This is a genomic window from Embleya sp. NPDC005575, assembly GCF_040605455.1.
In the GTDB taxonomy this organism is placed as follows: Bacteria; Actinomycetota; Actinomycetes; order Streptomycetales; family Streptomycetaceae; genus Embleya.
In genome coordinates this window covers 24,648-35,202 of record NZ_JBEXCV010000100.1, presented here as the reverse complement: position 1 = coordinate 35,202, position 10,555 = coordinate 24,648, and the positions used below count along the sequence as shown (strand labels likewise).

Here is a 10,555-nt window from a genome sequence, read left to right as displayed (position 1 = left end):
CCGGAGCGTCGGTGGCCGGCTCGACCGCGGTCGCGGCGAACGGTCCGGTCCGGGCCGGCGCGACCCTGGTGGTCGCGATCGCCGACAACGGCACCACGCTGTCCTCGGTGACGGCCCCGCTTCCCTGGCTGTTCGCCCCCGCCGCCGGCGGGAACGGCGCGTACGCCGACCCGATCGTCTTCCCCGGCGCGCAGACCTCCGCCACCGGCGGAGTCGGCGACGGCCACGCGCTGCTGTCCTTCACGGTGCCCGCCGCCCAGGTCGGCGACCTGCTTGTGGCCATCGACTTCGGCACCTCCCCGGTCGGCCGCAAAGCCACCCGCAACCTGCCGATCACCGTCGCGGGCGACGTGCCGTTCATGATCGCGTCCGCGAAGGTCGACGGCCCCTTCGCGATCGACGCCACCGGCACCACGTGCGCGTCCGGCCCGGACACCAACGTGCCCGGCGGCTCCGCGTGCTCCTTCGCGATCACGTTCAGCCCGACCGTACGCGGCTCGGCCGCCGGCACGCTCACCCTGACCGGCAACATCCCCGGCGGCAGCCGCACGGTCACGCTGTCCGGAGCGGGCAGCGTCAAGCCCGGCGCGCCCGGCGGCCTGGCCGCCACCGCCGGGCAGGGCCAGGCGGTGCTGTCCTGGATGCCGCCGGCGGACACCGGCGACAGCCCGATCACCGGCTACCGGATCCTGCGCTCGACCAACGGCGAAGCCGGATCGGCGGCGACGCCGGCCACCCTGGGCGCGGACACCCTGACCTACACCGATCAGGCCCTGGACAACGGCACCACCTACTCGTACACGATCACCGCGATCAACGCGGTGGGCGAATCCGACCCGTCCACGCCCGTCGACGCGGTGCCCTCGGCCGCACTGGTGCTGCCCACCGCGGTACTGCCGCCCGCGACCGTCGGGCAGCCCTACACCGCCAAGCTCGCCGTCCAGGGCGGCACCGCCCCCTACCACTGGGTCGCCGACGACCCGCTGCCGCCGGGACTGACCCTGGATCCGGACGGCGGTGTGATCACCGGCACTCCCACCGCCTCCGGCGAGACCGGATTCGGGATCACCGTCTCGGACACCGCGCCGACCAGGCACGAGGCCAAGGCCCGCTTCGGGATCACCGTGACGGCCCCGGCCGCGACGTCCGCCGGATCCGCGCAGGCCGCCCTCGCGCCGAGCGGTACCGGCGGGGACGGCGGTTCGGGCGCGAGCACCTGGCTGTGGGGGATACTCGGACTCGTCGGCCTGATCGGTGTCGTGGTCGCGGTGCGCCGGCTGCGCACCAGGCAGGCCTGAGCAGGGCCCGGACAGCGGCCGAGCGGACCCGCCGGGGGCGTCCCGAAACCGGTCTTCGACCAGCCGTGATCGGCCCTGCCGGGCCCGGGCGTCGCGAAGACCGACGCGGGTCCCGAATACTGTGTCCCTCGGGGGAGCACCCCCGACCCCAGCCGCAACCCCCGTGGGCGGATCGGCCCGCGGGGGACAGCGCCGGCGACGCCATACGATCGTCGGCGCCTCGTCCACCGTGGGCGCAGACCTGTGTCACATCACAAGGAGCATCACTATGCCCGCGCCGGCAGGCGACCCCCAGGCCAAGGAACGCGAGCTCGCCGCGGAACAGGGCCATGTCGATCGCTCCTACACGCGCCTGGAACACATGCGCGACGAAGCCCAGGCGCTGCTTCAACAGGGCTACCGGCAGGCGCAGGTCGGCACGCGCGCGGCGCTGGTCGAGCGGGACGTCATGGTCTACCGCGCCGAACTCTGGGCCCGCTCACTCGACGCCGCCGACGACGGACTCGTCTTCGGCCGACTCGACCAGCTCGACGACGAGGTCCGCCACATCGGCCGGATCGGCATTCGCGACGAGGACAGCGAGGTGCTCGTCGTCGACTGGCGTGCGCCCGCCGCGGAGGCCTTCTACCGGGCCACCCCGGACGACCCGCGCGGCGTGGTCCGCCGCCGGGTGCTGCACTGCCGAGGCCGCTCGGTGGTCGACATCGAGGACGACCTGCTCGACCCGGACGCCGCCGGCGACATGGTGATCGTCGGCGACGGTGCCTTCCTGGCCGCGCTCTCGCGGACCCGGGACGGCTCGATGCACGACATCGTGGCCACCATCCAACGCGAGCAGGACGAGGCCATCCGGGCGCCGATCGACCGCTCGGTGATCGTGCGCGGCGGCCCGGGCACCGGCAAGACCGCCGTCGCGCTGCACCGGGTCGCGTACCTGATGTTCCAACACCGCCGCCGCTTCGGCTCCCGCGGCGTGCTCGTGGTCGGTCCCAACCCGCGCTTCACCGCCTACATCGAACGGGTGCTGCCCTCGCTCGGCGAAGGCGGCGCGGTGCTGCGCTCGCTGGGCGACATGGTCGAGGGCGTCGAGGCGGCCTACCACGACGACGCGGCGGCGGCGAAGCTCAAGGGTGCCGCCGCGATGACCCACCTGCTCCGCCGCGCGGTGGCCGACGTGCCGGCCGGCGCGCCGACCGAGTTCGCGATCTCGCACCGGGGCACCAGGATCGTGCTCGACCACAAGGCGCTGCGCCGGATCCGCCGCGAGGTGCTGGCCAAGAACCGCGGCGGCCCCAACACCGCCCGACTCCAGGTGGCCCGCCAACTGCTCACCGAGCTGTGGGGCCGGCTGCTCTCGCGCGGCGCCGGGCGCGGCGAGAAGGACGCGTTCCACGAGGACGTGGCCGCGCGCGACGAGTTCGCCGCGTTCCTGCGCGCGTGGTGGCCGCTCCAGCGGCCCGCGGACGTGCTCGCCGGGCTGGCCGACCCGGAGCGGCTGCGCCGCCACGAACGCGATCTGACGCCCCCGCAGGTGTCGGTGCTGGCGAACTCGTGGGCGCGCACCGCGCGCACCGGCGAGGTCTCCTTCCACGACGTGGCGCTGATGGACGAGCTGACCGGCCTGCTCGGGCCGCTGCCGCGCAAGCGCACGGTGGCCTACGGCAACCCGGACGAGGACAACCCGTACGTGGTGGACGGCCGGGACATCTTCAGCGGCGAGACGGTCGGCCGGGACGTTCCGGACGAGATCACCGAGGTGACCACCTACGCGGACCGGATGGCCGGCGGGCGCGGCGCACGCAGGCCGCGCGACGAGGACCAGGACGAGCCGGTCGAGTACGCGCACATCGTCATCGACGAGGCGCAGGACCTGACTCCGATGCAGTGGCGCATGCTCGGCCGGCGCGGCATGCACGCGACCTGGACCATCGTCGAGGATCCCGCGCAGAGCGCGTGGGAGGACCCGAGCGCGTCGGCGGCGGCGATGGCCGAGGCGTTGCGCGAGCGGGGCCGGTACGAGTTCGAGCTGACCACCAACTACCGCAACCCGGTGGAGGTGGCCGACGTCGCCGCGCGGGTGCTTGTGCGGGCGGTGCCCGGGGCACGCCCGGCCCGGGCGGTGCGCAGCGGCGGCGAGCCGCCGACCGTGCACGCCACGGCGGGGGAGCGGACCGGTCCGGTGGTGCGCAAGCTGGTGCGCGAACTGCTGGAGACGGTCGAGGGCACCATCGGCGTGGTCACCCCGGTCGGGGCGACCGAGGAGTTGGCGGCCGAGCTGGCGGGCCTGGACCCGCGAGTGCAGCCGATGGACGCGCTCGACGCCAAGGGCCTGGAGTTCGACGTTGCGGTGATCGTCGACCCGCGCGGGATCGTCGAGCAGTCGCCCAACGGCATGCGCACGCTCTACGTGGCGCTGACTCGGGCCACCCGGCTGCTGGCCGTGGTCACGGCGGATCCGGACTGGACCGCGGAGTTGCTGGGGATCGAACCGCGCTGACGCTTCCGGGGACCGGTCCGTCCGCGAACGCCGGACGGACCGGTCGGCCCGGCCCGGCCGGCGTTCGCGTCACGGCACGTCTCACGCGGCCATGCCCGCGCACAGGGTGCGCAGTGGTGCGATCACGCTGTCCGGGCGTTCGGTGAAGACCATGTGCCCGCAGTCGGGCTCGATGTGCAGCGTGGCCTCGGGCAGCTCGACCGCCAGCGCCCGGCTGTGCGCGAGCGGGGTGAGCCGGTCGTGGGCGCCCACCACGATGTGCACCGGCACGCCCGCGAGCGCGGTCAGCGCGCCGGCCTTGTCGTGGCCGGCCAGCGCCGGGAAGAATCCGCATACGGTCGTCATCGGCGTCGCGAACAACATCTGCGCGCAGTCGCGCACCACCGTCGGGTCGGCCGTCGGACCGAACAGGCTGCGCCGCACGATTCGCAGGTGACCCGGCCGGTTCGGGCCCGGCAGCAGGGTCCGCCCCCGGGCCACCAGGCGCGGGTGGCGTCGTCCGAACGTGAAGAATCGGGTCTGCGCGGCGGACCTGAGCCGCACCGCCGCGGGCAGCCCGCGTCCGGTCGGCACCAGGTCGCCCGCCGAGGTGCCGACCAAGACCACGCCGGCCACCCGCGACCCGAACAGCTCGGGCCGGGACGCGGCCAGCGCCATGATCGTCATGCCGCCCATGGAGTGTCCGCACAGCAGCACCGGGCCGTTCGGCGCGACCGCCTCGATCACGTCGGCGAGGTCGTCGCCCAGCAGGTCGATCGTCCACGGAGCGGCTCGCCCTGCGGTGGATCGCCCGTGTCCGCGATGGTCGTAGCTGACCGTACGCACGCCCGCCGACACCAGCGCCTCGACCTGGGCCCGCCAGATGTCGCCGTGCAGGGTCCAGCCGTGCGCGAAGACGACCGTGACCGCCGCATCCGGCGGCCCCGACACGTTCACCCGAAGTGCCGCGCCGTCGCCGGTACGGACCGTGACGTTCTGTCGCACGAGTGCCCCGGAGCCCCTGATGTCCGCCGTCATGTTCGCCTCCCGCTTACGCCCTGCTCTCTTTTCTACCCGCCGGTAACGGGGTTCTACCCGCCGGTAATGGGGTCCGGATACCCGTTCGACGGCACAACCGGCGCCGCGGCGGGCGGTTGCGCCGGCTCCGGGCGCGGGGCGGGCACCAGGGTGGTGGCACCCGTGCGGTTGGACACCGCGCGCACCACCGGTTCGAATATCGACCCGAGCAGCCGGGAGCCGACGTCGATCGCGGTCGCGTCCGCGCCGACGAACACCCGGGCCCGGCCGCGGCGCACGCCGCGCAGGATGATCCGGGCCGCGCGCTGCGCCGAGGTGCGCGAGGCCGCGTCGTGCAGCGCCACCACCTCGTCCTTGTCGTGCCCGGCGGCGGCGCGCGAGTTGCGCACGATGTTCGTCTTTATCCCGCCCGGGTGCACGGTGGTCACCCCGACCCCGGAGCCGGAGAGCCGCATCTCCTGGCGCACCGACTCGGTGAAGCCGCGCACCGCGTACTTGGCCGCGCAGTAAGCGCTCTGCGAGGGCACACCGAACAATCCGAACACCGACGAGATGTTCACCAGATGCCCCTCGGCCGAGCGGCGCAGGTGCGGTAGGAATGCCTTGGTGCCGTAGGCGACGCCCCAGAAGTTGATCCCCATCAGCCACTCGAAGTCGTCCCAGGACATCTCCTCGACGTTCGCGGTCAAGGCGACGCCGGCGTTGTTGATCACGAGGTCGACCCCGCCGAACCGATCCGCGGTGGCGTCCGCCCAGGCGAGCACGGCCGCACGGTCGGCGACGTCGAGGACCGCGCAGTGGATCTCCCGCGCGCCCAGCCGCGCGGCCCGCGCCTTCGTCTCGTCGAGCCCCGCCGCGTCCACGTCGGCGAGCGCGAGCCGCGCGCCGTGCGCGGCCAGTTCGTACGCGAGGGCTCGCCCGATGCCCGATCCCGCGCCGGTGACGACGCACACCCGACCTGTGAATTCCCGGATCACACGCACTCCCTGTTCGTACCGCCCGAACCCCGGACCGCCGGTCCCGCTCGCACCGCGCGCAGGGCCGCCTGCATCTCATCAGATTCCACGACCGGATAAGTCTGATGATCCGATAACTGGCCTAGGCGAGTCGATCCCACCGCCGCGCCCGATGACCCGCCGGCGAGAAGCCTCGATTCATCCGCCGAAATCGGGTCAGCGAACCCGGCCACAGCGCGGTGACCCGGCCGTTGCGCTCGTCCACGTACCAACTCGTACACCCGCCGGTGGTCCACACCGTGCGACTCATCCGCTCGTCCAGCCACTCGTTGTAGGCGTCCTGCGCCTCGGGCAGCACCTCGACATCGGCGATGCCCTGATCGTGCATCTGCCGGATCGCGTCCACCGCGTAGCGCACCTGCGCCTCGATCACCACGGTCATCGACGAGTGCCCCAGCCCGGTGCCCGGACCGATCACCAGGAACAGATTCGGGAAGCCGGCCACCATCGACCCCTGGTGGGCCGCCATCCCCTCGCACCACACCTCGCTCAGCGTGCGCCCGTCGCGCCCGGTGACGATGCTCGCGATCGGCGGCCGGGTGGCTTCGAACCCGGTGCCGAAGACGATCGTGTCCGCCTTGTGCTCGATCCCGTCCGCGGTGACCAACCCGCCCGGGCGCACCGCGGTGATCGCGGAGGTCACCACCTCGACGTTGGGCCTGTTCAGCGCCGGATAGTAGTCGTTCGACAGCAACACCCGCTTGCAGCCGAGCCGGTAGTCGGGGGTCAGTCGGGTGCGCAGCCCGGCGTCCGTGACCTGTTTGCGCAGGTGCGCCAAGGCCTGCTTCGTGGCCAGTGCGGTGAAGAAGTCGCGCGGCCCCAAGAACGCGCCGAGGGTGGCTTCGCGCTGCCAGTACAACCCCTGACGCACCACCTGCTGCGCCGCCGGCAGCCGCCGGTAGAGCCGCCGCTGCCAGCCGGGCAGCGGTCGGTCGCGGCGCGGCATGATCCACGGCGGCGTGCGCTGGTACACGTCCAGGCGGCTTGCCCGCGGTTGGATCCGCGGGACGAACTGGACCGAGGAGGCGCCCGTACCCACCACCGCTACGTGCCTGCCGGTCAGGTCGTGCTCGTGGTCCCAGCGGGCGGAGTGGAACACGTGCCCGCCGAAGTCCTCCAGACCGGGCAGCGCGGGCAGCGCCGGCTCGGTGAGCGGGCCGGCTCCGGCGATCACCACGTCGGCGGTGTACGTGCCGGCGCCGGTGGTCAGTCGCCAGCGCGCCCGCTCGTGCTCCCACCGGGCGGCGGTCACCTCGTGGCCGAGTCGCAGGTGCGGCAGCAGGCCGAACTCGCGCGCACAGCGGCGCAGGTACGCCTGGATCTCGGCGCCCGCCGAGAACGCGTGCGACCAGGCCGGGTTCGGCGCGTACGAGAAGCAATACAGGTTGGACGGCACATCGCAGGCCGCGCCCGGGTACGTGTTGTCCCGCCAGGTGCCGCCGACGTCGTGGGCGCGCTCCAAGATGACGAAGTCCTCGATGCCGGCGTGCCGTCGAAGTCGATGGCCGGCGGCCAGGCCGGAGAAGCCCGCCCCGATTACGGCCACCCGAACGTGCGTCGTGTCCACTGCGGCCTCCGTACCGGATTGGGGCGCTGCATCCGGAGGCTACTGACAAGTAGTCTCGGTGCGGAAGACCGTGCGCGGCCCTGGTGCCGTCACCGCCGCCGCGTGGTGGTGCCGCCGGGCCACCGCGCTCGCGTGGTCGTGCCCTGCGTGGTAGGGAAGAGGAAGATCGATCGGGCCCGCGGCATCGCGGGACGCCCGTGGCGCTGTGGTGAGGAGTAAGACGATGACCGGGATGCGTTACCAGGTGGTCCAGGACGGTGCCGGGCGACCCACGAACGGGCCCTGCGAGCACCTGGGTACGCTGCCCGAGACGGTGGTTCCGGGCTCGACGAAGGGCTGCGAGGACTGCCTGCGCGACGGTACGCAGTGGGTGCACCTGCGGGAGTGCCTGACGTGCGGTCACATCGGCTGTTGCGACAGCTCGCCGAACCGGCACGCGACCGCGCACTGGCACGCCGCGAACCACCCGCTGGTGCGCTCGTTCGAGCCGGGCGAGGAGTGGGCGTGGTGCTATGCGGACGAACTCGTCGCGGTGCCGGTGGACTGACGCCCGGGACCGGGCGGCCGCGAACCCTGATGCCGAGGAGCGTGTCGGTGCGGCTGCCTAGACTCTGGGGCGTGGTCGACACAGCGGAAATCGGTGGGAGTACCCGATGAGTGATCTCGTGGCAACGGACGGCGCCGACGTCGTGGAAGTGCACTTCGAGCCGTTTCGAGTGGAGCTCACCGGCTACTGCTATCGGATGCTGGGCTCGGTCTTCGAGGCGGAGGACGCGGTCCAGGACACCATGGTGCGGGCCTGGAAGAGTTTCGACCGATTCGAGGGCCGCTCCTCGATCCGCTCCTGGCTGTACCGGATCGCCACCAACGTGTGTCTGGACAGCCTCAACGGGCGCGCGCGCCGCGCCCGACCGATGGACCTGTCCTCACCCGTGCCCGCCTCCTCGGCGCTGACCCCCGCGCTGCCCGAGGCCACCTGGATCGAGCCGATCCCGGACGGCCGCGTCGTGCCGAGCGTGGCCGACCCGGCCGAGTTGGCCGTCGCGCGCGAGAGCGTGCGGCTCGCCTTCGTTGCCGCCCTCCAGCATCTGCCGCCCCGGCAGCGCGCCGTGTTGATCCTGCGCGAGGTGCTGGCCTGGAAGGCGAGCGAGGTGGCCGAGTTGCTCGGCAGCACGGTGGCCTCGGTGAACAGCGCGCTCCAGCGGGCCCGGGCCGCGCTCGCGGAGAACGAGGTCGCCGCGACCGACCCGGTGCGGCCGCTGGACGAGGAGCAGCAGTCGCTGCTCGCCCGCTATGTGGACGCGTTCGAGCGCTACGACCTCGACTCGCTCACGGCCCTGCTGCGCGAGGACGCGACCCTGTCGATGCCGCCGTACGAGCTGTGGCTGCGCGGGCACGAGGACATCCGTGCGTGGTTCCTGGGCACCGGCCACGGCTGCCGGGGCTCGCGGCTGGTCCCGATCGTGGCGAACGGCACGCCGGGCTTCGGGCAGTACCGCCCCAGCGGCCCCGGCGGCAGTTTCGAGCCGTGGGCGCTCCAGGTGATCGAGATGTCACAGGGGCAGATCATCGGCCTCAACTCTTTCCTCGACGTCCCGCACCTGTTCCCGCTGTTCGGTCTCCCGCCGACACTGGATGCCAGGCCCTAGCGTCGCGGCCGGGCCCGGGCCGGTCGGGACGATCGAGTCCAGGCCGGTCAGGGTCAGCAGGTCGCACAACTCACCGCTCGCGCTGTGCAGTCGGATCCGCCGGTGGAGGCCGCGGGCAGTGAGCTGGAGCCGCGCCAGCGCCTCGATCGCGGCCAGATCCGGACGGGTCAGCGCGCTCACGTCGCACGGGAACGGGTCGGCCGGATCGCCGCTCAGCAGGGTGAGCAGGCGGGTGCACAGACCGGGGACGTCCGCGCGGACGAGCGGCGCGTACACGATCAGTGCGCCGGGTGGCGCGGTGGGTGTTTCGGACGGAGCGACCATCGACGACCTCCTGTGACGACGCTGTACCCGGTGATGACCGTTGTGGCGGGCAAAACTCATCACCCGGGTTCGCCCGGACGTCGTCGAGGGTTCCCGGTCGGGGTGCGAAGCGTGGCAAGTCCCTTGTGGAACGGGCTTCCGTCGAGGACCCGGCGGGTGTGGTGAACCGGCGGCTGGACGCGGTGCCTTCGGGCAGCCTGCCGATCGCCTCGCACACCCCGTCGGACTTCCTGCCGCCGATCTCCGCGGAGCGGGTGCTGGAGGTCAACGACGACGCCGAGTTCATGCTGCCGCGCCCGCACGCCGAGATCGCGTCCTTCCGGGCCGGGGTGGACCTGGTCGAACCCGGCCTGGTCCAAGCGGCGTTGTGGCGTCCGCATGAGGACGCGGACCTGTCACCCGAGCGGCCGGCGCAGTCGTGGATCCACACCGCGGTCGGCCGTAAGGTCCCAGTGGGGGCGCCGCCCCGAGCCCGGCGGTCGCCCACCGGTTCGGTGGACGAACGCCGGGCTCGACGCGCTTTACGGCAGGGCGCCCTCGACCGCGGCCACCAGCGCGCGCATCAGCGGCGTCTCGTCGATCCAGGCGACCGCGTCGCCGCGCCGGCGCGGTTCGGCGTCGGCGCGGATCGCCGACGCGTTGCGCTGGAGCCAGGCGGCCGCGTTCGCGCAGTGGTAGGGATGCATGGCGGCGATCTCCAGCACCTCGCCGCCCGCGGTGGTCCAGGTCAGTTCCTCGCGCAGCAGCCGCGCCCAGGCGCCCTTGCGGTGCGCGCCGCGCGCGATCAGCGCCTGTCGGCCGGCCCTGGTGATGCCCATGTTGCGTCCGCGCAGCGGCACTTCGGCGCCGAGTCGGATCAGGCGCCGACGCTGGAGAGTGGCCAGTGTGCGTACCGAGATGCCGGGCGCGCCGGGCCGCACGCCGTCCGGGTGGGTGCGCACGGTCTTGGTGTCGATCCGGGTCAGGGCCCGGCGCACGGTCGCGGGTTTCACGGGGGTCAGCCGGATCATGGTGTTGACAGTGGACATCGAGGGATCCTCCTCTGCGTCGAGCCGCGGCGGGTCGGCCGCGGTGGCGCTCAACCCATGCGTCGAGCATCCCATCCGGCACTGACATCGGGATCCGTGCGACCTGCGCATTTGTCGATCAAGTCCGGTTGTCGGTACGGAAGTTGACGGTGGGTCGGG

9 protein-coding genes and 1 pseudogene are annotated in these 10,555 nt (G+C 72.8%); 5 read left to right on the top strand and 5 right to left on the bottom strand.

The window, feature by feature from the left end:
• Both ABZS54_RS28325 and ABZS54_RS28320 read left to right on the top strand, forming a co-directional pair.
• Nucleotides 1-1,298: putative Ig domain-containing protein (locus ABZS54_RS28325; protein ID WP_355541991.1), on the top strand; the 1,298-nt coding region annotated here is incomplete at its 5' end.
• 268 nt (nucleotides 1,299-1,566) lie between these two features.
• Nucleotides 1,567-3,795 (top strand): UvrD-helicase domain-containing protein, encoded by a 2,229-nt coding sequence (locus ABZS54_RS28320; RefSeq protein ID WP_355541989.1) that lies wholly within the window; start codon nucleotides 1,567-1,569, stop codon nucleotides 3,793-3,795.
• 81 nt (nucleotides 3,796-3,876) lie between these two features.
• Here the strand turns inward: ABZS54_RS28320 and ABZS54_RS28315 are convergent, their stop codons facing one another.
• The 3 genes from ABZS54_RS28315 to ABZS54_RS28305 form a co-directional block, all read right to left on the bottom strand.
• Nucleotides 3,877-4,812, bottom strand: coding sequence for an alpha/beta hydrolase (locus ABZS54_RS28315; protein WP_355541987.1), 936 nt, complete (start codon nucleotides 4,810-4,812; stop codon nucleotides 3,877-3,879).
• Nucleotides 4,813-4,865: 53 nt separating this feature from the next.
• Entirely contained in the window at nucleotides 4,866-5,789 is a 924-nt protein-coding gene (locus ABZS54_RS28310) for an SDR family NAD(P)-dependent oxidoreductase (protein WP_355541984.1), read from the bottom strand.
• Between the two features lie 121 nt (nucleotides 5,790-5,910).
• On the bottom strand, nucleotides 5,911-7,395 hold the full coding sequence (locus ABZS54_RS28305; RefSeq protein ID WP_355541981.1) for an NAD(P)/FAD-dependent oxidoreductase: 1,485 nt from the start codon (nucleotides 7,393-7,395) through the stop codon (nucleotides 5,911-5,913).
• A gap of 232 nt (nucleotides 7,396-7,627) precedes the next feature.
• Between ABZS54_RS28305 and ABZS54_RS28300 the strand changes: the two genes are divergently transcribed.
• Both ABZS54_RS28300 and ABZS54_RS28295 read left to right on the top strand, forming a co-directional pair.
• Nucleotides 7,628-7,942 carry a UBP-type zinc finger domain-containing protein gene (locus ABZS54_RS28300; RefSeq protein ID WP_355541994.1) on the top strand — a complete coding sequence of 105 codons (315 nt, stop codon included), beginning with the start codon at nucleotides 7,628-7,630 and terminating at the stop codon, nucleotides 7,940-7,942.
• Between the two features lie 106 nt (nucleotides 7,943-8,048).
• Nucleotides 8,049-9,044 (top strand): sigma-70 family RNA polymerase sigma factor, encoded by a 996-nt coding sequence (locus tag ABZS54_RS28295; protein ID WP_355541978.1) that lies wholly within the window; start codon nucleotides 8,049-8,051, stop codon nucleotides 9,042-9,044.
• Here ABZS54_RS28295 and ABZS54_RS28290 read toward each other — a convergent pair.
• On the bottom strand, nucleotides 8,949-9,368 hold the full coding sequence (locus tag ABZS54_RS28290; protein WP_355541975.1) for an STAS domain-containing protein: 420 nt from the start codon (nucleotides 9,366-9,368) through the stop codon (nucleotides 8,949-8,951). The genes ABZS54_RS28295 and ABZS54_RS28290 overlap by 96 nt on opposite strands.
• On the opposite strand from ABZS54_RS28290, the pseudogene ABZS54_RS28285 reads away from it, so the two are divergent.
• Nucleotides 9,326-9,802, top strand: a pseudogene (locus tag ABZS54_RS28285) (SAM-dependent methyltransferase); the annotation flags it as partial. The gene ABZS54_RS28290 and the pseudogene ABZS54_RS28285 overlap by 43 nt on opposite strands.
• An 87-nt stretch (nucleotides 9,803-9,889) precedes the next feature.
• On the opposite strand, the gene ABZS54_RS28280 reads toward ABZS54_RS28285, so the two are convergent.
• A complete protein-coding gene (locus ABZS54_RS28280; RefSeq protein ID WP_355541997.1) occupies nucleotides 9,890-10,396 on the bottom strand; it encodes a hypothetical protein in 507 nt (168 codons plus the stop codon).
• Between the last annotated feature and the right edge of the window lie 159 nt (nucleotides 10,397-10,555).

Coding starts and splice junctions, on each gene's coding strand:
- ABZS54_RS28320 (WP_355541989.1), top strand. CDS start 1,567: ATGCCCGCGCCGGCAGGCGACCCCCAGGCCAAGGAACGCGAGCTCGCC.
- ABZS54_RS28315 (WP_355541987.1), bottom strand. CDS start 4,812: ATGACGGCGGACATCAGGGGCTCCGGGGCACTCGTGCGACAGAACGTC.
- ABZS54_RS28300 (WP_355541994.1), top strand. CDS start 7,628: ATGCGTTACCAGGTGGTCCAGGACGGTGCCGGGCGACCCACGAACGGG.
- ABZS54_RS28295 (WP_355541978.1), top strand. CDS start 8,049: ATGAGTGATCTCGTGGCAACGGACGGCGCCGACGTCGTGGAAGTGCAC.
- ABZS54_RS28290 (WP_355541975.1), bottom strand. CDS start 9,368: ATGGTCGCTCCGTCCGAAACACCCACCGCGCCACCCGGCGCACTGATC.
- ABZS54_RS28280 (WP_355541997.1), bottom strand. CDS start 10,396: ATGTCCACTGTCAACACCATGATCCGGCTGACCCCCGTGAAACCCGCG.